Annotated in this window: 23 protein-coding genes and 8 pseudogenes; 13 read left to right on the top strand and 18 right to left on the bottom strand. The window is 41.1% G+C overall.

The genetic code is table 11. The features are described from left to right. Positions 1 to 329: 329 nt before the first annotated feature. The 3 genes and pseudogenes from ABJ384_RS15085 to ABJ384_RS15075 form a co-directional block, all read right to left on the bottom strand. Positions 330 to 781 (bottom strand): annotated as a pseudogene (locus ABJ384_RS15085) (helix-turn-helix domain-containing protein); the annotation flags it as partial. 146 nt (positions 782 to 927) lie between these two features. Continuing rightward, positions 928 to 2252 (bottom strand): annotated as a pseudogene (locus ABJ384_RS15080) (ISNCY family transposase). 145 nt (positions 2253 to 2397) lie between these two features. Beyond that, positions 2398 to 2877, bottom strand: coding sequence for a hypothetical protein (locus ABJ384_RS15075; RefSeq protein WP_349929897.1), 480 nt, complete (start codon positions 2875 to 2877; stop codon positions 2398 to 2400). A gap of 162 nt (positions 2878 to 3039) precedes the next feature. On the opposite strand from ABJ384_RS15075, the gene ABJ384_RS15070 reads away from it, so the two are divergent. From ABJ384_RS15070 to ABJ384_RS15060, 3 genes and pseudogenes are all read left to right on the top strand, one after another. Beyond that, entirely contained in the window at positions 3040 to 4365 is a 1326-nt protein-coding gene (locus ABJ384_RS15070) for an ISNCY family transposase (protein WP_349929903.1), read from the top strand. A 146-nt stretch (positions 4366 to 4511) separates the two neighbouring features. Beyond that, a pseudogene (locus tag ABJ384_RS15065) lies at positions 4512 to 5845 on the top strand (ISNCY family transposase). A 150-nt stretch (positions 5846 to 5995) separates the two neighbouring features. Continuing rightward, the gene (locus ABJ384_RS15060) at positions 5996 to 6499 is read left to right on the top strand and encodes a hypothetical protein (protein WP_349929896.1); all 504 of its coding nucleotides are present in this window, start codon (positions 5996 to 5998) and stop codon (positions 6497 to 6499) included. Between the two features lie 53 nt (positions 6500 to 6552). On the opposite strand, the pseudogene ABJ384_RS15055 reads toward ABJ384_RS15060, so the two are convergent. After that, positions 6553 to 6795, bottom strand: a pseudogene (locus ABJ384_RS15055) (transposase family protein); the annotation flags it as partial. 10 nt (positions 6796 to 6805) lie between these two features. Here ABJ384_RS15055 and ABJ384_RS15050 point away from each other — a divergent pair. The 3 genes from ABJ384_RS15050 to ABJ384_RS15040 all read left to right on the top strand — a co-directional run bounded on the left by ABJ384_RS15050 (position 6806) and on the right by ABJ384_RS15040 (position 7946). Further along, positions 6806 to 6937, top strand: a complete 132-nt coding sequence (locus tag ABJ384_RS15050; RefSeq protein WP_349929895.1) for a hypothetical protein — start codon at positions 6806 to 6808, stop codon at positions 6935 to 6937. 269 nt (positions 6938 to 7206) lie between these two features. Beyond that, entirely contained in the window at positions 7207 to 7620 is a 414-nt protein-coding gene (locus tag ABJ384_RS15045) for a hypothetical protein (protein ID WP_349929894.1), read from the top strand. Between the two features lie 2 nt (positions 7621 to 7622). After that, positions 7623 to 7946: a hypothetical protein gene (locus ABJ384_RS15040; protein WP_349929893.1), complete on the top strand. Its 324-nt coding sequence runs from the start codon at positions 7623 to 7625 to the stop codon at positions 7944 to 7946. A 44-nt stretch (positions 7947 to 7990) separates the two neighbouring features. Here the strand turns inward: ABJ384_RS15040 and ABJ384_RS15035 are convergent, their stop codons facing one another. From ABJ384_RS15035 to ABJ384_RS15025, 3 genes are all read right to left on the bottom strand, one after another. After that, positions 7991 to 8230 (bottom strand): BrnA antitoxin family protein, encoded by a 240-nt coding sequence (locus ABJ384_RS15035; RefSeq protein ID WP_349929902.1) that lies wholly within the window; start codon positions 8228 to 8230, stop codon positions 7991 to 7993. Positions 8231 to 8298: 68 nt separating this feature from the next. Beyond that, complete coding sequence (locus tag ABJ384_RS15030) at positions 8299 to 8724, bottom strand: GFA family protein (protein ID WP_205683573.1); 426 nt, start codon at positions 8722 to 8724, stop codon at positions 8299 to 8301. Positions 8725 to 8787: 63 nt separating this feature from the next. Next, positions 8788 to 9417, bottom strand: coding sequence for a LysE family translocator (locus ABJ384_RS15025; RefSeq protein ID WP_349929892.1), 630 nt, complete (start codon positions 9415 to 9417; stop codon positions 8788 to 8790). Positions 9418 to 9548: 131 nt separating this feature from the next. Between ABJ384_RS15025 and ABJ384_RS15020 the strand changes: the two genes are divergently transcribed. From ABJ384_RS15020 to ABJ384_RS15010, 3 genes are all read left to right on the top strand, one after another. Then, positions 9549 to 10034 (top strand): Lrp/AsnC family transcriptional regulator, encoded by a 486-nt coding sequence (locus tag ABJ384_RS15020; RefSeq protein WP_349929891.1) that lies wholly within the window; start codon positions 9549 to 9551, stop codon positions 10032 to 10034. A 133-nt stretch (positions 10035 to 10167) separates the two neighbouring features. Beyond that, positions 10168 to 10392 (top strand): FMN-binding negative transcriptional regulator, encoded by a 225-nt coding sequence (locus tag ABJ384_RS15015; protein WP_349929890.1) that lies wholly within the window; start codon positions 10168 to 10170, stop codon positions 10390 to 10392. Between the two features lie 61 nt (positions 10393 to 10453). Beyond that, positions 10454 to 11601, top strand: a protein-coding gene (locus tag ABJ384_RS15010; RefSeq protein ID WP_349929889.1) for an IS3 family transposase whose coding sequence is annotated in 2 segments (ribosomal slippage) — positions 10454 to 10700 and positions 10700 to 11601 — 1149 coding nt in all. Because the reading frame shifts where the segments join, the coding sequence is not laid out codon by codon here. A gap of 15 nt (positions 11602 to 11616) precedes the next feature. Here the strand turns inward: ABJ384_RS15010 and ABJ384_RS15005 are convergent. From ABJ384_RS15005 to ABJ384_RS14995, 3 genes are all read right to left on the bottom strand, one after another. Next, positions 11617 to 12045 carry a DUF6338 family protein gene (locus ABJ384_RS15005; protein ID WP_349929888.1) on the bottom strand — a complete coding sequence of 143 codons (429 nt, stop codon included), beginning with the start codon at positions 12043 to 12045 and terminating at the stop codon, positions 11617 to 11619. 33 nt (positions 12046 to 12078) lie between these two features. After that, positions 12079 to 12453 (bottom strand): hypothetical protein, encoded by a 375-nt coding sequence (locus ABJ384_RS15000; RefSeq protein ID WP_349929887.1) that lies wholly within the window; start codon positions 12451 to 12453, stop codon positions 12079 to 12081. Positions 12454 to 12533: 80 nt separating this feature from the next. Beyond that, positions 12534 to 12692 carry a hypothetical protein gene (locus ABJ384_RS14995; protein WP_349929909.1) on the bottom strand — a complete coding sequence of 53 codons (159 nt, stop codon included), beginning with the start codon at positions 12690 to 12692 and terminating at the stop codon, positions 12534 to 12536. A gap of 296 nt (positions 12693 to 12988) precedes the next feature. Between ABJ384_RS14995 and ABJ384_RS14990 the strand changes: the two genes are divergently transcribed. Further along, entirely contained in the window at positions 12989 to 14161 is a 1173-nt protein-coding gene (locus ABJ384_RS14990) for a MobA/MobL family protein (RefSeq protein WP_349929886.1), read from the top strand. A gap of 294 nt (positions 14162 to 14455) precedes the next feature. On the opposite strand, the pseudogene ABJ384_RS14985 reads toward ABJ384_RS14990, so the two are convergent. Beyond that, a pseudogene (locus tag ABJ384_RS14985) lies at positions 14456 to 14997 on the bottom strand (transposase); the annotation flags it as partial. Between the two features lie 279 nt (positions 14998 to 15276). Between ABJ384_RS14985 and ABJ384_RS14980 the strand changes: the two are divergent. Next, entirely contained in the window at positions 15277 to 15978 is a 702-nt protein-coding gene (locus tag ABJ384_RS14980; RefSeq protein ID WP_349929885.1) for a VIT family protein, read from the top strand. A gap of 299 nt (positions 15979 to 16277) precedes the next feature. After that, positions 16278 to 17300, top strand: a complete 1023-nt coding sequence (gene add, locus ABJ384_RS14975) for an adenosine deaminase (protein WP_349929884.1) — start codon at positions 16278 to 16280, stop codon at positions 17298 to 17300. 133 nt (positions 17301 to 17433) lie between these two features. Here add and ABJ384_RS14970 read toward each other — a convergent pair. The 3 genes and pseudogenes from ABJ384_RS14970 to ABJ384_RS14960 all read right to left on the bottom strand — a co-directional run. Next, positions 17434 to 17601, bottom strand: a pseudogene (locus ABJ384_RS14970) (IS982 family transposase); the annotation flags it as partial. A gap of 57 nt (positions 17602 to 17658) precedes the next feature. Next, the gene (locus tag ABJ384_RS14965) at positions 17659 to 17988 is read right to left on the bottom strand and encodes an XRE family transcriptional regulator (RefSeq protein WP_349929901.1); all 330 of its coding nucleotides are present in this window, start codon (positions 17986 to 17988) and stop codon (positions 17659 to 17661) included. Between the two features lie 52 nt (positions 17989 to 18040). Further along, positions 18041 to 18700: pseudogene (locus tag ABJ384_RS14960) on the bottom strand (IS6 family transposase); the annotation flags it as partial. On the opposite strand from ABJ384_RS14960, the pseudogene ABJ384_RS14955 reads away from it, so the two are divergent. After that, a pseudogene (locus tag ABJ384_RS14955) lies at positions 18700 to 19639 on the top strand (ISNCY family transposase); the annotation flags it as partial. The pseudogenes ABJ384_RS14960 and ABJ384_RS14955 sit on opposite strands and share 1 nt — an antisense overlap. 346 nt (positions 19640 to 19985) lie before the next feature. Here ABJ384_RS14955 and ABJ384_RS14950 read toward each other — a convergent pair. The 4 genes from ABJ384_RS14950 to ABJ384_RS14935 all read right to left on the bottom strand — a co-directional run bounded on the left by ABJ384_RS14950 (position 19986) and on the right by ABJ384_RS14935 (position 26015). Beyond that, positions 19986 to 21113: an ABC transporter permease gene (locus ABJ384_RS14950; protein ID WP_349929883.1), complete on the bottom strand. Its 1128-nt coding sequence runs from the start codon at positions 21111 to 21113 to the stop codon at positions 19986 to 19988. A gap of 1 nt (position 21114) precedes the next feature. Beyond that, positions 21115 to 23871, bottom strand: coding sequence for a ribosome-associated ATPase/putative transporter RbbA (gene rbbA / locus ABJ384_RS14945; RefSeq protein ID WP_349929882.1), 2757 nt, complete (start codon positions 23869 to 23871; stop codon positions 21115 to 21117). After that, the gene (locus tag ABJ384_RS14940) at positions 23868 to 24929 is read right to left on the bottom strand and encodes an HlyD family efflux transporter periplasmic adaptor subunit (RefSeq protein ID WP_349929881.1); all 1062 of its coding nucleotides are present in this window, start codon (positions 24927 to 24929) and stop codon (positions 23868 to 23870) included. Before ABJ384_RS14940 ends, rbbA begins: the two co-directional genes overlap by 4 nt. 171 nt (positions 24930 to 25100) lie before the next feature. Beyond that, the gene (locus ABJ384_RS14935) at positions 25101 to 26015 is read right to left on the bottom strand and encodes a cation diffusion facilitator family transporter (protein WP_349929880.1); all 915 of its coding nucleotides are present in this window, start codon (positions 26013 to 26015) and stop codon (positions 25101 to 25103) included. Positions 26016 to 26248 lie beyond the last annotated feature (233 nt).

Raw genomic sequence — 26248 nt, 5'->3', positions numbered from 1 at the left:
TGTAAACGATTTGATATGCGCCCGATACGTTGTCATAACAAGTAGGTGAGACACGACATGATTGGTTGAAAAGCAATCATGTCTGTAGGCCAAGATGAAAGTTGCCCTTTATTGGCAGTTATTTTTGGAAAGGATAAAGCGTGATTTGACTCTTGGCTTATAGAATCATCATTGTGTTGGTGACCTCTACCTTCGTATTATCACTTTGATTACCTGTGAACAACCAGATCATCAACATACCTTTCCCAATCTATCCAATGTTAATCTCCCACTTATTTTTAAGTAAGCTGTGTGCTGGCTCACTACACAGTGGTCAACGAACGGCGAACATCATGATAAGAGCAATCAATCTGAATCAGTTCACCGAAGCAATCCCGATTATAGCGTGGCTGATATGGACGTTTCAGGCGCTTGGATCGAGGAATCCAGAGCTTATTGGCAGTCTCCAGCGACGGATCGTTTCTACACGAATATTCAGGCCAAGCATACTGCTGAGCTTCTCATGCGCCAATGTAGGACCAAAGCCAAGTAAATGTTCAGAAATAATGGAAAGACTTTGTGGTTGTAATAAATCATCATGGCGATGATGACGAGGTTGACCACGACTGGCATGCGCTAAACTTGAAACACCATCTTGATTGAGCCTATGCAATAACCGGGTAATTTGACGGGTTGAAAGATTCAGAATTTCAGCAGCACGGACTTGTGTAATACGTTGATCTCGAACGTCTTGCAGGACAGCAAGACGTTGTATTTCCTTGTCAGACATAGTGATCAGCATCTCGATTCATATCCAGTCCATGATGTTGATGCGCATCATAGACCAGACATTTTTATTGGTGAGAATACAGACACTTTAAATGGTTTCTAACAAATTATGTTATTCCCAAGTAGAAATGTCCTACCTAATAACCAAATAGAAATGTCCTATACAGGACTTTCCAAGTCAAGCACAGGATTCAGATTCCGTTGTTGAATTGCTGTTTTCTGTGCACGTCTACGTGGCATAGATTGAGAACGATTGCGTTTATTTTGTTGTTCCAATTCTTCATGCTGTTGTTGGATATGAGCCAAGACTGAACCCAAACGTTTATTCTCAACGATCTCTCGCTGGTTGAGCTGACTTAACTTATCGAAGATGCTGTAATTGATCTTCCGACCTTGATGCTCAATCGCTACCGTACCATCGGGGTATTCTAGAAATTCAAGATATTACCGATCAGCCTCTGATTTTCTTCTGTATTCTCCAGGAGATATACGCATTTATCATAAGTAATGGTCAAGCTATTCGTGACTCTGCGGGGTTCACGCCAGGTAAAAATATCATCTAATTCCTCAGCTGTTTCAGTGACAGTCCGGTGTAGATCCTTGGGATTAAAAGCCATCTTGGCAAATTTACGATTAAACTGCTCGATAAAGCAGGGCAACCACTTATTCGCATCTGCAATCGAATTGATACCCTCCAGGCGCATTTCCTTGATCAGACGGTCCTGAAGGGTTCTGTTGGCACGTTCTACGCGACCTTTGGCCTGAGGTGAGTTAGCGAAGATGATATCGATATTGAGGGTACTGAGTACGCGTCCAAATTGCGTAACTTTGGTGTCTTTCTTGCTGCTTTGATTCACCCTAAAGACTGAATGTTTGTCGCTGTAAAATGCTAAAGGCTTACCGTGCTGTTCGACATACAGGCGTGTTGAAATCATATAGTCAAAGGTTGATTCTGATTCACAGAAGCGTAAATGCTGTAATTTGCCTGTGGCATCATCGATAAACACCAGCAAACAGCATTTAGCAGCGCGTCCTTCAAACCAGTCATGGTGTGAGCCATCGATTTGTACCAGTTCACCATAACAATCCCGGTTATATCGAGGCTGATATGGACGTTTCAATCGCTTGCAGCGAGGAATCCATAAATCGGCTGCAATCATCCAGCAACGCAGGGTTTCTACTGAAAGATCGAATCCATGCACGGTGGTGAGCTTTTCATGCGCTAAAGTGGGTCCTAAACCATGAAGTTGATCAGAAATAATATTGAGGCACTTGAGTCTGAGTTCTTCAGGAAGCTTGGAATTGCTGGTTTGGCCACGACCGGCATGGGCTAATGCAGCTGGGCCTTGAGCTTTGTATTTTTGCAATAAGCGTCTGATCTGACGTTCAGAAATATGCAATAACTGAGCAGCTTGGGATTGAGTTATGCGTTGATCACAGATTTCCTGCAAGATCGACAATCGTTTAAGTTCTTTATCCGACATAGACACCAACATATCAAACCGTCCGCTTCGATAATCGCAAAAGCGCATATTCTAAAAGCGGACATTTTTACTTTGGAGAAACCGGACATTTCTATTTGGGGCTTACAAAATTAATTTCGTATAACGTACATTATGTTAAATACACTCATTCGACGATACTTTGTATCCAATTTTGTAGATATCTATATAGTTCAGAATAAGCTTCTTTTGGCCACATACCGATATTGCCGAAAGAAGCTTCTGTAATTTGATCATCAAAAGCAGTAATGTAACTAGATAGAAAAGGTTCATTACGTAATTCATTAAAATTAACAAGGTAATCTGCTATAAATTTTAAATTTTCAATATGAATATCTAAATTCTCATCCAGTTCTCTAGGCATTTTTTTATAAAAATATTTTTTGAATATTTTTAAAGCTATCTGCTCTCTATTTAAAGAATTATCCACTAGATTATAAATGAATTTTTTTAAGTCTAGCTCTCTTCGTATAAAAGACATTTCTAAAAGTAGTTGATCAGTATAATTTTTGAGAAATCTTTTATTTAGACATCTTTGAATCTGTTTAGGCTGAATTAAACCAACCCTCAATTGTATTTTTAAACAGAAAATTTCGTCATCATTCATTTTGATTTTTTATATTTCCTAAAATTAACATAATACACCTTATACGAAGCTAAAATGTAAGCCCAAAGTAGAAATGTCCGGTTTCTCCAAAGTAAAAATGTCCGCTTTTAGAATACGCACTTTTGCGATTATCGAAGCGGACGGTTTGATATGTTGGTGTCTATGTCGGATAAAGAACTTAAACGATTGTCGGTCTTGCAAGAAATCTGCGATCAACGCATAACCCAGTCCCAGGCTGCTCAGCTACTTCATATTTCAGAACGTCAGATCAGACGATTATTGCAAAAATACAAAGCTCAAGGTCCAGCCGCGTTAGCACATGCTGCACGTGGTCAAACCAGCAATTCCAAACTTCCTGAAGAACTCAGACTCAAGTGCCTCAATCTTGTCGCTGATCAATTCCATGGGTTCGGACCAACTTTAGCCCATGAAAAGCTGACAGCTGTTCATGGCTTCAATATTTCAGTAGAAACACTCCGTTCCTGGATGATTGCAGCTGATTTATGGATTCCTCGCTCCAAGCGCCTGAAACGCCCGTATCAGCCTCGTTATAATCGGGATTGTTATGGTGAATTGATCCAGATCGATGGCTCATACCATGACTGGTTTGAAGGACGTGCTGCTAAATGCTGTCTGCTGGTATTTATTGATGATGCCACAGGGAAATTGCAACATTTACGCTTCTGTGAATCAGAATCAGCCTTTGACTATATGATTTCAACACGTTTGTATGTCGAACAGCATGGTAAACCTCTGGCGTTTTACAGTGATAAACATTCAGTGTTTAGGGTGAATCAAAGCAGCAAGAAAGACACCAAGGTTACGCAATTTGGACGCGTACTTAGCACCCTCAATATCGATATCATCTTCGCTAACTCCCCCCAGGCCAAAGGTCGCGTAGAACGTGCCAACAGAACCTTACAGGATCGCCTGATCAAGGAAATGCGCCTAGAGGGTATCAGTTCGATTGCCGATGCGAATGAGTGGTTGCCCTGCTTTATCGAGCAGTTTAATCGTAAATTTGCCAAGATGGCTTTTAATCCCAAGGATATACACCGGACTGTCACTGAAACTGTTGAGGAATTAGATGATATTTTTACCTGGCGTGAACCCCGCAGAGTCACCAATAGCCTGACGATCACTTATGATAAATGCGTATATCTCCTAGAGAATACAGAAGAAAATCAGAGGCTAATCGGTAAATATCTTGAATTTCTAGAATACCCGGATGGTACGGTGGCGATTGAACATCAAGGCAGAAAAATCAATTACAGCATCTTCGATAAATTAAGCCATCTCAACCAGAGAGAGATTGTGGAGAATAAACGTTTGGGTTCTGTGCTAGCGCATATTCAACAACAGCATGAAGAATTAGAACAACAAAACAAACGCAATCGTTCCCAATCTATGCCACGTAGACGTGCACAGAAAACAGCGGTTCAACAACGAAATCTAAATCCTGTACTTGACTTGGAAATGTCGGTATAGGACATTTCTATTTGGTTTTAAGGTAGGACATTTCTACTTGGGAATAACATAAAATGTTAGAAACCATTTAAAGTGTCTGTATTCTCACCAATAAAAATGTCTGGTCTATGATGCGCATCAACATCATGGACTGGATATGAATCGAGATGCTGATCACTATGTCTGACAAGGAAATACAACGTCTTGCGGTTCTGCAAGACGTTCGAAATCAACGTATTACACAAGTCCGTGCTGCTGAAATTCTGAATCTTTCAACACGTCAAATTACCCGATTATTACAGAAGCTCAATCAAGATGGCGTTTCAGGTCTGGCACATGCCAGTCGTGGTCAGCCGGGTCATTGTCGCCATGATGATTTGTTAAAATCAGAATGTCTTTCCATTATTTCTGAACATTTGCTGGGCTTTGGTCCTACATTGGCGCATGAGAAGCTCAGCAGCATGTTTGGCCTAAATATTCCTGTGGAAACGATCCGTCGCTGGAGACTGCCAATAAGCTCTGGATTCCGCGATCCAAGCGTCTGAAACGTCCATATCAGCCTAGATATAACCGTGATTGCTTCGGTGAGCTGATCCAGATCGATGGCTCATATCATGACTGGTTTGAAGGACGTGCCGCCAAATGCTGCTTACTGGTTTATATCGATGATGCCACTGGAAAGCTGTTGCATCTGCGCTTTTGTGAGGCCGAAACCACCTTTGATTATATGCTTTCGACTAGAGCCTACATTGAGCAATACGGCAAACCTCTGGCCTTTTACAGTGACAAACATTCAGTATTCAGAGTCAATCAGAAATCCAGCCAGGACAGCCAGATCACGCAATTTGGACGGATTCTGAATGAGTTAAACATTGATATTATCTTTGCCAACTCGCCACAGGCCAAAGGTCGTGTGGAACGTGCCAACAGGACACTCCAGGACCGTCTGATTAAGGAGATGCGTCTGGAAGGCATCTGCTCAATTGCCGAAGCAAATGCGTGGCTGCCCTGCTTCATTGAGAAGTTCAATCAGAAGTTCGCAAAGTGTGCGAGAAACCCAAAGAACTTGCATCGCCCTTTAACAGAGTCTGATGCTGAACTGGAAGATATTTTTACCTGGCAGGAACCGCGTAAAGTTACAAAGAACCTGACCATCACGTATGACAAGTGTATTTATATGCTTGAGCCAATAGCACTGAATCACAAACTTGTTGGGCAATACATTTCATTTCTGGAGTACCCGGATGGTACTGTGGCCATCATGCATGAAAGACGGAAGATCAACTACAGCATCTTCAATAAACTGGCTGGACTGCAGCAGAATGAAGTGGTTGAGAATAAACGGTTAGGCGCAGTCCTAGCTCATATTCAACAGCAACACGAAGAGTTGAGGAAACAGAATAAACGCTCCCGTGCCAAGAAAAGTATGCCAAGTCGTAAAGCTCAGAAAGCTGTTATTGAACAAAGAAATTTAAATCCTGTTCTTGACTCTTGTAGTTAAAAATAGGACATTTTAATTGGTGAATAACATTTTAAATTTCTTTAACTATCATAAAGATAATCTCATTTTTCAAATTTCGTATAAGGTGTATTATGTTAATTTTAAGAAAACTAATAAAACTCGAACAACTAAGAGTTCTGGTATCAAATAATGATTAGAGTTTACACAAAAATCGGTGATGTATTTTCTGTAGAGTTGGATTATGGCAGTAAAAAATATTTTCAACTGATTGCTTATGATAAAACGCAATTGGATAGTGATGTTATTAGGGTATTTAAGACTGTGTATCCATGTGGTTTCAAGCCTAACTTACTGGATATAGTTAATGATGATATCGATTTTTATGCTCATTGCGTAACTAAATTCGGCGTTAAAATGAACCTTTGGAAGAAATTAGGAAACACCGTAGAAGTTGGTGATTTTTCTAAAATTCTATTCAGGGATACAAGTGATTATGGGGCGCAGATAGGTGAGGAAATAATTAAACTATCTCACAATTGGTATATCTGGCATATTAATGAAGAGTTTATTGATGTCGGGAATCTAGAGGGCGAGAACCGTAGAGCAGAAATTGGTATAATTGTTAATCCTTATAGTATTGTAAATCGCATAAAAACAGGATGTTATGATTTTATATACCCGCAATTTGAATAGAATTTTTAAAAATAAAAAACTACTATAAAACACTAGATCTCTTGCGAAAGTCATTATTGAAAATTTATCCGGTCTACCAGTGCAGCGATTAAGTTAATGCGTAAACCGAATCTTTTCCGTCTATTTCGATAGCGTTCACTTAATATTCTAAATGTTTTCAATTGACTATTGATGTGTTCGATCACAACTCGTATTTTTCCAATCATTTTATTGTACTTTTTCTCAACATCAAATAAGGGTATATTCTTCTTTTTCTTTATTGGCATCAATAATTTAAAGCCATCTTGCTCTAATCCGGAGCCTTTTATGAAAGTTCAATTAGAGGCACGTTTTGCAAGAGTTCATTTAAAAGATTGGCAATTAATTAGAAAAAATTCAGAGAAACTCATTAAGAGCTTTGCAGTAGATCCAAAAACTTTAAAACGCATAATAGACTGAACAGAGAAACATCTTATAAAAAATACCAAACCTAAAGTGCCCAGATCTTTTTCTTATTAAGAAATTTGATTTTTCAATCTGAATCAGTTTAGTTTTTCTAAAATTAACATAATACACCTTATGCGAAATTTGAAAAATGAGATTATATTTATGATAATTAAAGAAATTTAAAAAATTCGTATAACGGCCATTATGTTAAATGGGGCAAGTATCTCCAAGAAAATCAGTATAGTGTTAATATTTATTGAGTAGAGAAAAGAGTTAAATTAGTGAAATACTCAAATGAAAAAATAGTAAAAGCTCTGCTACTTGCTCCTTTACCGTTACTTATTTTTACAGCAGTGCTGTTTATCATAATGAATCAGGAATATAGCCTATCTTCGATTTTCGTGATTTTTATAGGACATGGACTTGTCTACCTGGCTTATTGCATTTCGAATGTGCCTTTCAGTTTCATGTTCTCAATTCTTTTAAACCGTTATAGCATCCTTAATTTGCTGACCATCTGTATTAATTCTCTAATTATTGCTACACCATTTTTTGTCCTTTTAGGGTGGAGTCATACAGGAGAAATTTCCAAAGAATGGTGGAAGATGTACACGAATACCTGGACTATTCTTATGGCTCTACTTCCTGGCTTATGTTATTGGCTGTTTTTAATTAATTTAAATGATAAAGAATAGTTATGAAAAAAATATTATATTTCAATTTTTTAGCCTTTATTTTGACTTACTTATCTTTATTTTATCAAAAAAATATATTAGTTGACCGCATAATTGTAGATAAGCTTGGAAAAGTTGAGGTTATAGCTGGAGGATTTCCTTTACAGTTCCTAATAGATGGTGAAACTTCTCCGGTCGGGAGTATAAGTATTAATCCATTATTTATTTTCATTGGTATGGATCAATTTATTGTTCTCAATTTTTTTGTCGATTATTTATTTTGGATAATTTTTTTATTAGCTCTTTACATGATAGTAAAATATGTAGCTTTCCTAAAATTAATATAATACACGTTATATGAAGTCAAAAATGGGAGCTTAAGCTCCCATTTTTATTGATGATTTTTTAATTCTTTCAGCATAGCATCTCGCAGAATTTCATTCATCCTAGTTTGATAGCCTTTGCCTTGAGCTTTAAACCATGCAAGTACATCCGCGTCTAAGCGAATGGAAGTTTGTTGCTTCACGGGACGATAGAACTGATTATGACGTACAGCATTGCTCCAGTCTGTAATTTTAGATAAATCTAGTTGATCAGCTGGAACAGTTTCTTTAGCAAGTAGGCGTTCAATTTCAGCATCTTGCTTCTTACTAAATTTTTCATTTAGTTCTTTGCATGAGTATCTACTCTAATGATCAATTAATTTGGATTTTCCTGATACTGAGGTGCAGCATCTTCTATTTCATACCAAGCTGGCTTAGATGAAACAAAAACATGGAACTGATTTCTTAAGATAGGATCATCGTCCAAACAATTAACTGGTATTGGAAAAGATGCACTCTCTGAACCGATTTCACCCAAAGCAGTTCCGCACTTTTTACAGAACGTTCGTACATAGCTAAATGGTGGTTCAGGCTTATATGTTTGTATAAACTCTTTACCTTGAAGCAAATTAAAGGATTCTTTTTTCACAAAAATAATCGTACTCGATCCGAGCTTACGACAGCGTGAACAATGGCATGTTCCCATCATGTCAGGAACAGCATTCAACTCAAATTTAACAGCACCACAACAACAACTACCCTGAATCATATTTTGCCTATATTTATAAAGAGGTTTGGACATTTTTAATGTAAAAAAGGATAACTATTAAATCATTATCCTGCATAGCAGCCATTATCCATTATATTAAATGGATGGGAATTCTCTGTATATCATGCTTAAAGCTAAGATACACATCATTAGAGATAAACCTTTAAGCAAAGCACTTTGTATTTTTAAATTACGTAGAATTTTTTTTAGACTTAAAGAAAAAAATACATAAAGACCACCAGTGATCCCCAAAGTTAAAATTGTTATGACGATTAAAGAAAAAGTTTGTTCTTTCAAGCTAGATGCTCCAAAAATAGCAGGAACAATTGCTAGATAAAATGAAATGGTTTTAGGATTACTGAGCGTTATAAATAGCCCATCCCGATAAGAAAAGATGGTTTCGCTTACCGTACCTTTATCTTGGGTTTGTAAAAGATCACCGTTGAAAGACCAAAAGCTATAAGCTAAATACAATAAATATATGCTTGATAGCATGACTAAATAGAAAGAAAAATGTGGAAAAATTTGAGTTAAAGAAGTTAGTAAAAAAATAGACGTTAATAAAAAAATTAAATCGCCCGTAATAAGGCCAAGGAGCATCATTACACCATTTCTATAGCCATGAGTAAGTGTTTTAAACATTAGCCCTGTCATACCTGGCCCAGGAAGGATTGCTGCTAAAGATAAAGTAAAAAGATATGTGGTGAGTTGTGCTAGATAGTCCATTTGAAAATAGATCAAGAAAAAATATTAGATCTATTTTTTTATAAAAACAAAGAGTAAATTGATCTATTTGTTTTATATAAAATTCTAAAAAGGGTATAAAATTTCTAATTTAGTTAATTATTTGAATATTTATGCCTGCCAGTAAAAAAATCGATAAAACTGATGTAAAAATTTTAGAGTTGCTACAGAAAGACTCACGTATTACAACAGCCGAATTATCTGAACGATTAAACTTATCTACCTCTCCTTGTTGGCGTAGGGTCAAACAACTTGAAGATACAAGCATTATTAAAGGATATGGAGTATTACTTGACCGCAAAAAAATAGATTTAGGCGTAATGGTATTTATACGTGTATCTATTGATAGTCATAGCGAAAAGGAAGCTAAAAAATTTGAAGAAGAAGTTACAGCCCTAGATTATGTCGTTGCATGTTACAGCATTGGGGGAGATGCAGATTTCTTACTTCAAGTTGTATCACCAGATCTTGATACTTATGCTGAATTCTCAATGTCAACAATTAGAAGATTGCCTGGAATAAAGGAAATGCAAAGTATGTTTGTTCTAAAAGAAATAAAGCCCTTTGTAGGATTCCCAGTTAAAATTTCTCTAGGTTAGAATCCAGACACTTTAAATGGTGAAAAACGAGATAATTTCGCATAACAGCTATTATCTTAAATAAGAGTTGATAAGTAGCCATTAATTACCTTAATTTGATGTAATACAACGTCAAAACTATAGAAAGAACCAAATGTACTTACCCCCTCATTTTGAAGAAAGACGAATAGATCTTCTTCATGATTTAGTAAAAAAACATCCCTTCGGTTGTATCATTACATATTCCAATGGTGAGTTAGATGCTAACCATATTCCTTTTGAATTAGTGCCTGATAAGGGGGATTTTGGGAAATTATTGGCACATATATCGAGACAAAATCCTTTAGCTGAAATTTTAAAGAATGATGCCAATGTATGAATAGCCACTAATTTTGTAGACACCTTTTAGTTAGATAAAATGGCTAATTAACGAGGTGCTTATGAGCAGTAAACGATACCCTGAAGAATTCAAAATTGAAGCAGTAAAACAAGTTACCGAGAAAGGTCATAGTGTGACCGAAGTTGCTGCACGTTTAGGAACCACCACACATAGTTTATATGCCTGGATTAAACGTTATGATCCACAGCAACCCAAGACAACAGAATCTACTGATCCAAGTGCAGAATTGGCAAAGTTAAAAAAAGAGCTGCAAAGGGTCACTGAAGAAAGAGACATATTAAAAAAGGCCGCGGTGTACTTCGCAAGCCAGTCCAAATGAGGTACGCCTTTATTCAGGACAACCAGCACATATGGCCTGTCCGTCGTTTATGTTCAGCTCTGGATGTTCATCACAGTGGTTATTACGCATGGTTAAAGCAACCCACCAGTAAAACTGCGAGGAAACGGCAACAGCTTTCGGGATTAATTAAACAGTTCTGGCTAGAATCTGGCGGAGTCTACGGCTATCGCAAGATTCACTGTGATTTAAAAGATGTTGGTGAAAGTTGCGGGATTAATCGAGTACATCAGCTCATGAAGGCGAATGGTCTCAAATCACAGCGTGGCTATCGTAAACCTAGAGCTCACGCTGGTAATCCAGCTATCGTTGCCGCAAACACTTTAGACCGCCAATTTAATCCAACTTATCCCAACCAAATATGGGTGACAGATATTACCTATATCCGTACTCATGAAGGGTGGCTATATTTCGCAGTTGTGATTGACCTGTTTTCACGTCTTGTAGTTGGCTGGTCGATGAAATCCAGAATCACGACAGACCTGGTTTTAGATGCATTATTGATGGCTTTATGGCGAAGAAAACCACAGAATAAAGTTCTGATTCACTCTGACCAAGGCAGCCAATACACCAGCCATGAATGGCAGACATTTCTCAAGCATCATAATCTTGAAAGTAGTATGAGTCGCAGAGGAAATTGCCATGACAATGCTGTTGCAGAAAGCTTCTTTCAGCTATTAAAGCGGGAACGAATTAAGAAGAAAATCTATGCATCAAGAACTGAAGCCAGATCGGATATTTTTGAATATATTGAGATGTTCTACAATTCAAAACGCAGACATGGTTCCAATGGTCAGCGTTCTCCATTAGATTATGAAAAGGCCCATCAAAAGATGGTTATGTGTGTCTAGAATTTTGGTGGCTATTCAGACACCACTTATTAAAGAATCATCTTTTAACTCTACTTGAACCCATACATGCTTATTCTTACGTACCTCATTATTAAAATATTCTAATGGGGTTTTATGGGGAGACTTACCTAATTTTGTCTTTTTACATATTAGATTAATTATATAAACCCATAAAAAAGCTAAAAAACAAGGTGCTACTAGAAGAGAGATTATTCCAATAATGAAGAAACCCAATAGATTAATATTATAATTATCAATAATATAAATTAATGGAAAACCTATGACTGAATAATTTAAGCAGCTAAAGAAAACAGCATCTAATATTTCTTTTCCTAAATCCTTTTTGTTCACAGCATAAAAAAAATCATATGTTTTTAATGCAATAAATCCAGGAATAAAGAAGAATATAAATAGTAAGATCTTATTTCCATCAAAAAGATCCATAACTTTCCCTTAACAAATTTCAGTCTAAATAAGTTAGATTCTTTTCATTTCTGCCAACTTTCGATAATGTGCACCTAGAGCCGTTAATCTACAACCTGTGGATTTTATTGCTGCGTAATACATATGCTCAGCATCAACAGGTGCAACTAATCCATGTCGGTTACATAGCTGTAATTCCTTAAAAATTCTAGCATTATTTGAGTCGACAGGAATGTCTTTGAATTCGTCTGGTACATTCTCTCTGTCAGGCTCAAATGATGGATCAAGAGAAAATATTGATGTAGCATCAGGAAAATAATCAGTTAATCGTCGAAGAATATCTAAAGGAATTTTAGGACTTACTTGTCGGAGAGTAATGAATGTTTGTACATTTGCTTTATAGATTGGACGTTGTTCCCAAGGCCCCAAAGTTTGATCTACATGAGAATATAATGACGCCGGTGTAATACGCCCACAAATATCAGCTGAACTTCCACTTAATCCATCAATTAAAAGATCTGTAAATATTCCTTGCCCATGGACTTCACCAGCAGTAAGTCGGTCCGTGGATCTTTTTCTAATAGATACTCAACAAAAGCATGTAACTCTGCCACTTGAAGTAATTGAGCTGGTCTTCCACGTTTTTTGGTTTTTTCAAGAGTCATCATCTGCCGCCTAATTTTCAGAACTGCAACCTATCTATATGGTTTTACCATATAGATAGGGCAGTCTGAAAATAATTATTTAAAATAAAAATAAAATTTCTTGAAAAGAATTTTTATTTTTATTTTAAATAATTCGCACTTGACAGTTTCTTCCTATCGGAGAAACTAGTACGCAATTGGGCGTTTCCCCCTTGACCCCCTTTAACCGGATTTTTCAGCCATTCAGGCGTTCCAAATCCGGACGGTTTTCATTTCGTTTCACTGCATAAAAACCGGTCTCCAAGCCACCAGAGGTGAACATGGCCAGCTACCATTTCAGCGTCAAAAGCAAAAATAAAGGCTATGCATCAGGCCATTATCTCTACATTTCCAGGCTTATGCAGTATGAAGACATCCGCAAAACCAGTAATGAGACCATCGAGCACATTGAACCTGGTCGCTGTATGCCTGCCTTCGTCCAAGATCCAATCGAGTTTTGGCAAGCCGCGGATACCTATGAACGAGCAAATGCCAAAGCGTACATTGAGTACGAAATTGCCCTACCGAATGAATTCACGCCAGAACAGCGTAAAATGCTCATAGAGACGTTTTTAGAAAAACATGTAGCTAGCTTTAACTATCCTCATTCATACGCCATACATAACGTAAAATCGCGCATCAGTGGCGAAGATCAGCCTCACTGTCACCTCATGTTCTCATTGAAAGCCGATGATGGCATAGAACGAACAGCCGAACAGTATTTCAAACGCTATAACGCTAAAGACCCATCGAAAGGCGGTGCCAAGAAAATCCAACTCCAAGAAGGTCATGAAGATTATTCTGCTTTCCTGATCTACATCCGAAAACAATGGGAAAATCACCTCAATGATGCCCTTGCTCAACACTGCCCGACTGTCACCTACAGGCTAGATGGACAAGACATCACAATCAAAAACCAAGTGTCAGCAGATAGCTATGAAAAATACAATGAGATCCACGGTACCTTGTACCTTCCTGAACCTAAATTGGGTGTCGGCAAACAAAATGCGACCCCTGAATACCTCGCTGAGATCCAGAAGATCCGAGAACACAATCACCAAGAACGAGAACTAGAAGAACGCCAGAAGAAAATAGACCAGAAACATGAATATTTTTATAGTTGTAGTAATGAACCCTACTCAACACTGGAGGTTATGTACTACGTCAATTACTTACTCAAAAAAGCAAAGAATAAAAAAGAACTCGAAAACGATATTGTGACAATCGTCAAAGCGCAGAATTCGATCATTGAAAGTGAAATGTGGAATACACAGCAAATGACCCGAAAATTCAACCATGCCCAGCATTACCCAACCCCATCTGTTGAATTTAAGGTCTATTCAAAACCTGAACAGCCGATCCACACACACATCAATCCACGGCCTCAACCTGATCAGCATGAATTGAAGAAGCCAAAACCTGATGACTATGATTTTGGAGGTCCTGGTTTTTAAGTCTATGTGCTTTATCTGTATAAACAGAGCGAGTGTCTACGAGCGAACGGATGCAATCAAAATTCTCGCTATGCTTTTTCCCTGATTACAAGCTTTCCTTTGATTCTTAGATTTAGATACAGAGCATCCCGAAGGGTGCGAACAAACTTAATTTGAGTCTAGACGGAGCATAAAAAACTCATGAGCGAAGCGAATCCGGAATTGCTTTTGTTTTTAGAGAATTGATTCCAGGTATTTGCAAAAAATTGCCCCAATGAACTAAGTTCAATAGAGTTTGAGCGTAGCGAAAACATAGTAAATACGGTAAATACGCTTGTGGTTCCAGTGATGGCTTTCAACATGACGTAGATAAGAAAAACACAGACCAAAACCCCAATCTGTATTTTCTTCAGTCAGTTCAATGAGCTGTTCTGCAATGAAAGCATTGTCATCACTGAGTTTAGCTTGATAACGATAGCAGGTCTCACTGATTTCAAATGCAGTGCAAGCCAAACGAATACTAATGGCATATTGGGCAACTGCCTGCTGTGCCATCTTACGTCGGCAAGATGGCTTCACCCTTGCGTAGCAGTGCTACTCATTGCCATTGCTTCCTGAATGATCTCTGCTTTTAATCGCTCTTCAGCATACATTTTTTTCAGTCTGGCATTTTCTGCTTCTAACTTTCTGAGTCTAGCCATTAATGACATATCAATACAGCCATATTTGGCACACCATTTATAGAATGTAGCATTGCTCATGCCGTGTTCACGACAAAGAATAGCTACAGGTGTGCCAGATTCCGCTTGTTTCAAGATGGACATGATCTGGCTGTCTGTAAATTTAGATGTTTTCATGCAGAATCCCCTGCTTGTATCTTAAGAGAAAATTCTACTTTTAAATCCTATTGTTTTTAGGGGGGATTACCCTTGATTTGATCACCAGTAAACAAAATACCGATGATATCCAGCCTGAATATGGATGCAGTCCTGGATTGATGGGTATTTAAAGCAAGTTATTCAAAATGGCAGGGATAGGTATGGATACGGATTTATATTCGCTATTGTCTTGCTCAATTAAGGTTTCGTCATCCTATATTGACTATAATCATGTGTATAATAGCAAGAGAGTTTATTGTGCGCCATTCTTATCATATCGAAAAACATTATATTGAACGTGCTGGATGGTTACGTGCAGCGGTGCTGGGGGCAAATGACGGGATTATTTCAGTCACCAGTCTGGTGGTGGGAATTGCAGCCAGTGGCGCATCTACCCATACCCTACTGGTGACCTGTATCGCCGGATTGATCTCTGGGGCTGCATCAATGGCTGCAGGTGAATATATTTCAGTTAAATCCCAGCAAGACATTGAACAAAATGATCTGGAGATGGAACAACGTGAACTGCAACGCCATCCCGAACATGAATTGAATGAGTTAAAAAATATTTATATACAACGCGGATTACAACCCGCTTTAGCTGAAGAAGTCGCGCAACAACTGACTGCACACAATGCTTTAGATGCACATGCGCGTGATGAAATTGGTATTTCAGATCATACTTCTGCCCAGCCCTTTCGTGCCGCATTCTCTTCAGCCATTGCATTTACAGTCGGTTCACTCTTTCCTTTAATTTCAATTATGCTTCTGCCTGAGCAATACTTAGAGAAAGGCGTCATGCTGATTGGGGTATTAAGTCTCGGAATTATGGGGGCCTTGGCCAGTTATGCTGGCGGTGCAAGTATTTGGAGAGGTTCGATTCGGGTGATGATTTGGGGAATTATCGCCATGTTATTCAGTGCTTGGATCGGATCATTATTTAATGTGAGCGTGGCATAAGAGTGCTTTTTATATGTTCTGTACTCTCTGCATGATGGATTTGACGTCCTCACCGCCCTTTAAGGACGGTGATTTCTACTGCTAGATTATGCCCAAGCACAAGTGTTCTTAGCACTGTTCAAGTCCATCAGCGAGGATAGAGCAATACTCCATAATCCATTCAATAAAGGCCTATCTCTTTTAAAATATCGTCTTCACTACCGCATATATGATTATGCAGTATCCGAATGAATATACTTGCGATTATGCTGTGAGGACATCACGCTTTTCTGACTGGATAAACCCTTAGGTGAATAATAATGATTGATAAAAATATCCCGCTCACCGATTTACACCGCCACCTCGATGGCAATATCCGTCCGCAAACCATTTTAGAACTGGGGCAGCAATTTCAGATTCAACTGCCTGCCAACACCCTGCCGGAACTACTACCGCATGTTCAGGTCATGGACAATCAGCCAGACCTGCTGAGCTTCTTAAACAAACTGGACTGGGGCGTGAAAGTCTTGGGTGATTTGGAAGCCTGCCGTCGTGTCGCATGGGAAAATATGCAAGATGCAGCCCAACAAGGTTTGGACTATGTGGAACTGCGCTTTTCACCCTTTTATATGGCGATGAGCCATCAACTTCCACTGGCTGGTGTAGTCGAAGCCGTGATTGATGGCGTTCAGCAAGGCAGCCGTGACTTTGATCTTCCTGCTAAGCTCATCGGTATTATGAGTCGTACCTTTGGGCAGGTTCGCTGCCAGCAAGAACTGGATGCCTTACTGACTCATCGTGACCAGATTACCGCACTAGATTTGGCAGGTGATGAACTGGGCTTTACAGGGGAACTGTTTATTGATCATTTCAAGCAAGCTCGTGATGCAGGCTGGCACATCAGCGTCCATGCAGGTGAAGCCGCTGGTGCAAGCAGTATTTGGCAAGCGATTCAAACCCTCGGTGCAACCCGTATCGGGCATGGGGTGAAAGCTGTGGAAGATGCAAAATTGCTGGATTATTTAGTTGAACATCAGATCGGGATTGAGTCCTGCATTACCTCAAATCTGCAAACCAGTACCGTTGCCGATATTGCTCAACATCCGCTTAAAACCTTTCTTGAACATGGCATTTTAGCCACGATTAATAGTGACGATCCTGCGGTTGAAGGCATTGATATTCAACATGAATATTTACACGCAGCACCACAGGCAGGCTTGTCCGAAGCACAAATCCGACAAGCGCAGCAAAACGGTTTGAGCATCGCCTTTTTATCCGCTCAGGAAAAACAGCAACTTCAAGAGAAAGTATCGCAGCGTAACGCCTTTTCAGGAATCAATTAACCACTTGCTCTACTATAGCTAATTACTTAATTTAGCAGTACACCAAACACCTTATAAAATAGCGTATTAGAACCCGTCTAAAGTGTCTATATCCTCACCTTTAGAGAGAAAGATTATTTAGCCCCAATCCTGTTTAAGCCAATGATTCTATAATTTGAATGGTTGGCTTATTTCGATGGGTTAATTGGTATGCACATAACGAAACATAAATCCCACTTAAAAATCCCGAAATACTACCTGCTTTACTCGTGACTAAATTGTATTGTCCTTTCAATAAGCTGAATAATGTTTCTATTTTATTGTAAGCGTCCACTGAACCCCACTTTTGTTATCTGCTCAACATCCCGATAGTATCCATTCAATTCCCCCGAATAGCCTCAACAAACTGTAGTACTGAAACCAAGCCACGTGCAGTTTCAATTTGTTCCACTGGAACTCCACCAGTTACCCTGTTTTTAGAGTTAAGAAAATGGAGTATCCAATCTAGATCACCACCGTTTAAATCATATAAAGCTGTATACAGTTTGATAAGTAATAATGCTAATTCACCTTGCTTTGAAGCTAGGTCTAATTTAAGTTGGGTTTTTAACCGACTTATTGTTGGCTGAGATACCCCTAGAATAACAGCAAGTTGAGTTTGGGTTAGATTGAGTTGTTGAGCTGTATTGAAAAAAGCTTTTGCTAAAATTGTTTTTTATCAATAATTTGTGCTGAAAATATAGGCATATCAAAAACTCATCTTATTTATGTAAAATCATAGTTTTATTCATATTTAGACCAAAAACCCTGTTGATTAGACACACTTCACCCTGAGGCTGACCATAATAAAATGACGAAGCTTGTCCTTTACGTAGTGCACGCATAACTTCAATACCTTTAATTGTGGCATAAGCCGTTTTCATGGATTTGAATCCTAACGTAGCCCTGATGATCCGCTTTAGTTTGCCATAATCACATTCAATCACGTTATTTTTATACTTAATTTTCCTGTGCTCAAGGTCTGGTGGACATTTACCTTCCTGTTTTAACCATGATAAAGCACTTCCATATGTAGGTACTTTATCCGTATTGATCACCTGTGGAATTTGCCATTTCTTTACATTATTTAAAATTTTTCCGAGTAAACAATAGGCTGATTTGGTATTACGTCTAGAAGAAAGGTAAAAATCAATGGTATAGCCACGTTGATCGACTGCACGATACAGATAAGACCATCGTCCATTCACTTTTACATAGGTTTCATCAATATGCCACGGGCTGATATTAGTAGGATTACACCAATACCAGCGTAACTGTTTTTCTATTTCAAGGGCATAACGTTGAACCCAACGGTAAATAGTCGTGTGATCAACATTCACACCACGCTCGGCCAGCATTTCCTGAAGTTCACGATAGCTAACGTCCATATCAGCCTCGATATAATCGGGATTGCTTCAGTGAACTGATCAAGATTGATGGCTCACATCATGACTGGTTTGAAGGACCAACCCCTAAATGCTGTTTATTGATGATGCCACAGGCAAATTGCAGCATTTACGCTTCTGCGAGTCAGAATCAGCCTTTGACTATATGATTTCAACACGCTTGTATATTGAACAGCACGGTAAGCCCTTAGCGTTTTTACAGGTACAAACATCTAGTGTTTAAGGTGAATCAAAATAGCAAGAAAGACACCAAGATTACCCAGTTTGGACGCGTGCTCAGCACCCTTAAATCGATATCATTTCGCCAAATTCACCGCAGGCCAAAGGTCGCGTAGAATGCGCCAACAGAACCCTTCAGAACCGTCTGATCAAGAAAATTCGCCTCGAAGGTATCAGTTCAATTGCTGATACGAATAAGTGGTTGCCCTGCTTTATCGAGCAGTTTAATCATAAGTTTGCTAAGACAGCTTTTAATCCCAAGGATCTGCACCGAACTGTGACTGAAACCGCTGAGGAATTAGATGATGTTTTTACCTGGCGTGAACCCCGTAGAGTCACGAATAGCTTGACCATTACTTATGATAAATGCGTATATCTCCTTGATAATAAATAGGAAAATCAGAGGCTGATTGGCAAATATCTTGAGTTTCTAGAATACCCGGATGGTATGGTAGTGATTGAACATCAAGGTCGAAAAATCAATACAGCATCTTTGATAAGTTAAGTCAGCTCAACCAGAGAGAGGTCGTTGAGAATAAACGTTTGGGTTCTGTGCTGGCGCATATTCAACAACAGCGTGAAGAATTGGAACAGCAAAACAAACACAATCGTTCTCACAAAATGCCAAGAAGACGTGCACAGAAAACAGCAGTTCAACAACGAAATCTGAATCCTGTGCTTGACTCTTGCAGTTAAAAACAGGACATTTTAAATGGTTTATCGCATAGACATTTTAATTGGTGAATAACGGTTTTAAGATTACGTTAAGATCATTAGCTTACATTGAGTCATACCCTCTAGAACGACCTCGTTCAACCGACTTAGAAACAAGTCGGTTTTTTTATGAGCATTGTTGACACTTCCTGCCAACAAAACGGTTATTTTTTAATCAAATTAGGAATTTTTTCAATGTTCCCGGCCTTTCCAGGGCAAAAATTATCCCCAATTTCTGTGGACAACTCATGGGATAAAAACAAAACTGTATTTACGGAAAACTCAACGATATTTAAAAATACTGATATTTACCCGTCCCTGGTTATGCTCAGGTCATGGTATGAATCGTATCCTTAAAACGTTTCCAGGCCACATAGAAAAACAGCACGGCAATTCCAACCAGCCATAGAAACGACGGCCAAACGATATTTAGCCCGGCATTTCGATACAGAATAGCTTGGGCCAGTTCAACAAAATGCGTGGTTGGGGCGATCAGCATCAGATACTGCAATACCTCTGGCATGCTTTCCCGCGGTGTCATCCCACCTGAGAGCATTTCCATCGGGATCAGAATCAGCATCATCAATAAACCAAACTGCGGCATCGATTTCGACATGGTGGCCAGATAAATGCCCATCGAGGTGGTGGCAAACAGGGTCAATAATGCCCCAAAGAAGAAGAGCAACAGGTTCCCTTCAATCGGAACCTGCAAGGCCAGCTGTACCACCAGTTTCAGCCCGGCAAAAGCTGCAATCAATACCACCAGGCTCATAGACCACACTTTAGACATCATGATTTCAAACACCGTGACCGGCATCACCATCAGGTGTTCTACCGTGCCGTGCTCACGCTCGCGAATTAAAGCTGCTCCGGTCAGAATGATAGACAGCATCGCCACATTATTGATGATTTCCATGACACTGCCAAACCATTTCTGGTCCAGCAACGGGTTAAAGCGGGCACGCATCTCCAGTTCAACCGGCATGCTGCTCACTTCCCGGCTATGCAACACATATTCACTGACTTCAGACTGAATAATCTGCTGAATATAGCCAGCCCCGGTCATCGCCTGAGACATGCGCGTGGCGTCGACATTCACCTGAATCGCCGCTTCTTTTCCTGCAAGCACATCTTCCTGAAAATTCACCGGAATATTTAGAGCAAAGGTAAATTCCCCAGCATCCATTCCGGCATCCATATAATTCAGTTCAGTGCTTTGTGGAATAAAATACGGTGGATAAAATGCCGAGGTAATTCGCTCGGACAAGGTTGAATGATCTTCATCTACAATTGCAATCGGAGCCATGTTCAGACTATCGGTCATGGCTGTGGCTGCCGTATAAATTGCCACAGTAAAGGTGTAGATGATCAGGATCAGCATGACCGGGTCACGCCATAGACTCCACAATTCCTTGCAACCGAGCTGGTAGATATTCTGTATTTTCTGACGGAACATCCTAGGACTCCTGTTTTTTTAGCGCCAGGATTGCCGCACACATAATGACAGGCACTGACAGCAAGATTACCCAAAGAGACTGATGCAAGTCCTGAAAACCTAAAGCTTTGTTAAACACGCCACGACTAATATTCACCATATGTGTAGCAGGATAAATCCCGCCAAACCAGCGGCCAAATCCTTCCAGCGCAGAAACTGGATTAATAATACCGGCAAACTGCATCACCGGAATCAGCGTGCCAAGCATCACCAGAAACATCGAAGCGATCTGACTCTTGGTCAGGGCGGAAGCCAATAAACCGGTACCCGTGGAAAAAATAATAAACAGGAATGAAGCTAGGGTCAGGGTCAGAAAACTGCCTTTAATCGGCACATCAAACATCAGCACAATAATCAGACACATCAGGAAATAGTTCAGCATGGCCAGCACCACGTAGGGAATCTGCTTGCCGATCAGGAACTCACTGCGGGTCACCGGGGTGACATACAAATTGACAATCGAACCCAGTTCTTTTTCCCGCACCACAGACAGCGCTGTCAGCATGGCCGGAATCAGCAGAATGAGCAGCGGAAATAAAGCTGGCGCCATTGCGGGCAAGCTCTTGATATCCGGATTATAGCGGAATCGGGTTTCCACATTGACCGTACTCGACATCTTATACCCGCTGTGCTCCAGCGCCTGCTGCATCAACCAGTGTGCATGAATGCCCTGTACATAGCCCTGGACCGTTTCGGCACGCTGGGGCATAGCCCCGTCGATCCAGGCCCCAATCTTGACCTCCTCACCCCGGGCCACATCCCGGGCAAAACCGGGCGGAATCTCGATCGCTAGAGCAATATCGCCGCTGCGCATACGCTGGTCCAGGTCGTCATAACTTTGCAAAGGTGTCTTTTCGACAAAATAACGCGAACCGGCAATACTCATGCTGTAATTCTGACTCAGCCCGGTCTGATCCCGATCCAGCACCGCAAAAGTCAGATCATCCACATCCATGGTAATGCCATAGCCCATCACAAACAGTAGGATAATCGAGCCGACCAAGGCCATGGTGGCGCGAATCGGGTCACGTGCCAGTTCTAGGGATTCTCGCCAGGCATAACTAAGCAGACGTTGCAGGCTAAATCGACTGGATTTTCTCTGCTGCGTCCGGGCTGGCTGACACTCGGCTGGACTACTCTCCAGCTCTTCTTCAGCGGGAGTCTGGCTGCCTGCACCGGCATCCAGCAGATAGCCAATAAATGCCTGTTCCAAAGACGCAGCCTGCCGGTTCTGCATCAGTTGCACCGGTGCAGCACTGTCCAGCACCCGACCGGCATGCATCAGCGACATACGGTCACAGCGCTCGGCTTCATTCATAAAGTGCGTGGAAATAAAGATGGTGACCCCATCTTTGCGCGACAGGGTGATCAGATCATGCCAGAATTTATCCCGGGCAATCGGGTCCACGCCTGAGGTCGGCTCATCCAGAATCAAAATTTCCGGATTATGCACCAGCGCCACCGCTAATGACAGACGCTGGCGGATCCCGAGCGGCAAGTCATCCGGCAATTTGTCTTTCAGTTCCCTCAAATCGAAACGCTGTAGCATCTGCTCAACACGTGCATCAATCTGTTCTGCCGGCACATGAAACAGTTTGGCATGCAGTACCAGGTTCTGGATAATCGTCAGTTCACTGTAAAGTGAAAAGGATTGCGACATATACCCAACACGCCGACGCGTGGCAATATCACTGCCTTGCACCGGTTGCCCGAACAGCCAAGCTTGCCCTTCCGAAGCCTCCAGCAATCCAGTCAAGACCTTCATCGTGGTCGATTTACCACAACCATTGGAGCCTAAGAATCCAAAGATTTCCCCACGCCTGATTTGGAAATTGACATGATCTACTGCGGTAAAGTCACCAAATTTGACCGTCAGGTCCTTGGCTTCCAGCGCATAGCCATCCGAACCATCATCCGCTAAAGGCGGAATCACCACCGGCTCATAACCCTGTTTCTTTTGCTCTGGCAAAAGCTTGATGTAGGCTTCTTCCAGACTGCGGCTGTCGGTCTGTGCCAACAGTTCCTCGGGACTACCAGTTTGCAGGATGCGACCTTCATCCATCATCGCTAGCCAGTCAAAACCCTGTGCTTCATCCATATAGGCAGTCGCCACAATCACACTCATCTGTGGGCGGACGCTACGGATACGGTTAATCAATTCCCAAAATTGTGCACGTGCCAAGGGGTCAACACCGGTGGTGGGCTCATCCAGGATCAGAAAGTCGGGATCATGAATCAGGGAACAGCACAGACCAAGTTTTTGTTTCATCCCGCCGGACAGTTTTCCGGCTGGACGATCGAGAAACTCATATAGCCCCGTACTTTTAGTCAGTGAATCAATACGTTTTCGGCTTTCTGCAGCATTATGTCCAAACAGACGGGCGACAAACTGCAGGTTTTCTTCAACCGAAAGGGTTTTGGACAGGTTCTTGCCAAGTCCCTGCGGCATATAGGCAATATGCGGACAGACTTTTCTGCGGTGCTTTCGGTCGGCAATATCTCCACCAAGCACCATCAAGCGGCCTTGCTGGACCACCTTGGCACCGGCCAGTAATGCCAGCAGGCTGGATTTTCCCACGCCATCCGGGCCGATCAGACCAATCATGCAACCCGCAGGCAATGCCAGGGAAATCTCCTTTAAGGCCTGGGTTTTGCCGTATTTCAGACTGACCTGCTGAATATCGGCAACGATTTCGCCCTGTGCGGATGCTGCTGTCATGATTTAACCAGATTGCTTAGGAATGCAGGCCAAGGCGCATTCTCGTCAATTTTGATATAGGCTACACCCGGAAGACCAGTTTTGACTTGCTGGATGTATTTCTGCAACAACACTGGATCAATTTTTGCCTTAATACGGAACATCAGTTTCTGACGTTCACTTTCAGTTTCCACCATCTTTGGGGTGAACTGCGCAGTATCCGCGACAAACGATACCTTGGCAGGAATCACCACATTTTTGGCCGCATCCAGTACGATACGGACTTCAGTACCTATCGCGATACGTCCAGCCACGGTTTCCGGTAGGAAGAAAGTCATATACACATCAGACAGATCAATCAGGTTCATGACCCGTCCACCTGCCGAAATCATTTCACCCGGCTGCGCTACCAGAAACTGGACACGCGCTTTCAACGGTGCCTTAAGCTGGGCATCTTCAATATCGAAATTGATCCGCTCGACTGTGGCCTTAATGGCATCGACTTGCGAGTGTGCGCTCGACACCTGGCTGCGCGCGGCCACAATCGCACTTTGTGCACTGTCCACTTGTGCTCTTGCCGCACTCAGCACGGCTGCAACACTTTTGACATCAGCGCGCTCATCATCCAGCTGCTGTTTAGAGACTGCCCCGTCTTTGGCCAAAATTTCGGTTCGTGCCAGACGATTTTTAGCAGCGACCAGTTCGGTTTCACGCTGCTCGACCATGGCTGCAGCTGCCGCTTTTTCACTGATACGCATAGCCACCTGGGCTTCTGCGGTCGCAATGCCATCCTGTGCCTGACGCTGCTGGGCCTGAACTTCACGCAGCTGTGCTTCTAGTGTAGAGACTTTAATCCGTGCCAAAACCTGGCCTGGTTCGACAAAATCGCCTTCCTGTACCAAAATTTCTTCCAACTGGCCAGATAACTTACTGGAGATATTGATTTCCGTCGCTTCAATCCGCCCATTGCCACTGACTAAAGCCTGTGTATCCGGCTGGTTCATGTTTTTCCAGACCAGATAGGCCACCAGCCCCAGAACCACAATTGCACCGACAACAGCGAGTTTCTTTATATTCATGTGCCTGCTTACCCAAATTTTATTCTAAAGATATCTTTCAAAATTATTTTATAGGAGTCATGTCACCCTCAATACGCAGCACAAGGTGACAGTTGAGCGGATAAAGCGACATTTCGCTGTCAATCCACTGTGGTTTAAAGCTCAGTCGCTTAGGTTGTGTACCCAATTAAATTAAACAGGATCCATATGAGTAATGACATCAATCACCTGATGCTTCTTCATCACCAGATTTCTCGCATTCACTGAAATATCATGTCCTTGACGAACACTCAGATTGCCATCTACCTCAATATGTGCATCTACGATAATCATATCTCCCATTTTACGGGTCCGAATATTATGCACGCCTTGAATACCTTCAGTGGAAAGGAAGGTCTGTTCTATGGCCTGAATTTCATGTTCATCTGCCGCCCGGTCCATCAAATCACTTAATGCTTGCCAGCCAAATTCCCACCCCATTTTAATAATCATCAAACCGACCACTAGGGCAGCAATCGGGTCAAGAATAGGATAACCGAACAAGTTTCCTGCAATCCCGACCAGCACCACCAAAGATGAAGCGGCATCAGAACGGGCATGCCATGCATTCGCTACCAACATACTTGATTTGACTTTTTTGGCAACTTTCAGCATGTAACGAAACAATAATTCTTTGCCTACCAGGGCCAGCATGGCGATATACAAGGCCACTGACTGTACTTGCGGAATCTGTTCCGGATTGAGAATTTTATTGGTTGCCATGACCAGCATTCCAATGCCAACTCCCAACAAAAGCAAGCCTAGAATAAAAGAGGCTGCATTTTCAAAGCGGTAATGACCAAAAGGATGATCGTCATCTGCCTCTTTTTTACTGTGATGGTTGGCAAACAGTACAATAAAATCAGCCACCAAATCACTAAGGGTATGAATACCGTCTGCAATCAGGCCTTGGGACTTGGCAAAAATCCCGACCACAATCTGAAAGATCGATAAAACCAGGTTAACCCCTACACTCACCCAAGTGGTTTTACTCGCTGCCTGAGCACGCTGTTCCGGACTAATTAAATCATCTTCATGGGTGTCATCGTCAAAATGCTGTACAGACATCGCTGCTCCAGTCGCTCAGTTCACTTGATTATTATCGATTATATATCAGTATGATGGGGTATGAGCTTTATCAAGCACGCATTTTTCTTCAACAAGGCATCCCAAGGTATTTACGAGTAGAAAAGAGAGAAATAACCCCATTGTCCCAAACTACCTGAATTCAACTTAATTTGAATGATGATTGAGTATGTTTTAAATGTCGATATTTTCAATATTCAAATAAAAAGGAATGT

The organism is Acinetobacter sp. A1-4-2 (genome assembly GCF_040233925.1).
Lineage (GTDB): Bacteria > Pseudomonadota > Gammaproteobacteria > Pseudomonadales > Moraxellaceae > Acinetobacter.
This window is presented reverse-complemented; position numbering and strand designations above follow the sequence as displayed.

Excerpts from the sequence above, each read along its gene's own strand:
- ABJ384_RS15075 (WP_349929897.1), bottom strand. The coding sequence starts at position 2,877 with ATGAATGATGACGAAATTTTCTGTTTAAAAATACAATTGAGGGTTGGT.
- ABJ384_RS15070 (WP_349929903.1), top strand. The coding sequence starts at position 3,040 with ATGTCGGATAAAGAACTTAAACGATTGTCGGTCTTGCAAGAAATCTGC.
- ABJ384_RS15060 (WP_349929896.1), top strand. The coding sequence starts at position 5,996 with ATGATTAGAGTTTACACAAAAATCGGTGATGTATTTTCTGTAGAGTTG.
- ABJ384_RS15050 (WP_349929895.1), top strand. The coding sequence starts at position 6,806 with ATGAAAGTTCAATTAGAGGCACGTTTTGCAAGAGTTCATTTAAAAGAT.
- ABJ384_RS15040 (WP_349929893.1), top strand. The coding sequence starts at position 7,623 with ATGAAAAAAATATTATATTTCAATTTTTTAGCCTTTATTTTGACTTAC.
- ABJ384_RS15030 (WP_205683573.1), bottom strand. The coding sequence starts at position 8,724 with ATGTCCAAACCTCTTTATAAATATAGGCAAAATATGATTCAGGGTAGT.
- ABJ384_RS15025 (WP_349929892.1), bottom strand. The coding sequence starts at position 9,417 with ATGGACTATCTAGCACAACTCACCACATATCTTTTTACTTTATCTTTA.
- ABJ384_RS15020 (WP_349929891.1), top strand. The coding sequence starts at position 9,549 with ATGCCTGCCAGTAAAAAAATCGATAAAACTGATGTAAAAATTTTAGAG.
- ABJ384_RS15015 (WP_349929890.1), top strand. The coding sequence starts at position 10,168 with ATGTACTTACCCCCTCATTTTGAAGAAAGACGAATAGATCTTCTTCAT.
- ABJ384_RS15005 (WP_349929888.1), bottom strand. The coding sequence starts at position 12,045 with ATGGATCTTTTTGATGGAAATAAGATCTTACTATTTATATTCTTCTTT.
- ABJ384_RS14995 (WP_349929909.1), bottom strand. The coding sequence starts at position 12,692 with ATGATGACTCTTGAAAAAACCAAAAAACGTGGAAGACCAGCTCAATTA.
- ABJ384_RS14990 (WP_349929886.1), top strand. The coding sequence starts at position 12,989 with ATGGCCAGCTACCATTTCAGCGTCAAAAGCAAAAATAAAGGCTATGCA.
- add (WP_349929884.1), top strand. The coding sequence starts at position 16,278 with ATGATTGATAAAAATATCCCGCTCACCGATTTACACCGCCACCTCGAT.
- ABJ384_RS14950 (WP_349929883.1), bottom strand. The coding sequence starts at position 21,113 with ATGTTCCGTCAGAAAATACAGAATATCTACCAGCTCGGTTGCAAGGAA.
- rbbA (WP_349929882.1), bottom strand. The coding sequence starts at position 23,871 with ATGACAGCAGCATCCGCACAGGGCGAAATCGTTGCCGATATTCAGCAG.
- ABJ384_RS14940 (WP_349929881.1), bottom strand. The coding sequence starts at position 24,929 with ATGAATATAAAGAAACTCGCTGTTGTCGGTGCAATTGTGGTTCTGGGG.
- ABJ384_RS14935 (WP_349929880.1), bottom strand. The coding sequence starts at position 26,015 with ATGTCTGTACAGCATTTTGACGATGACACCCATGAAGATGATTTAATT.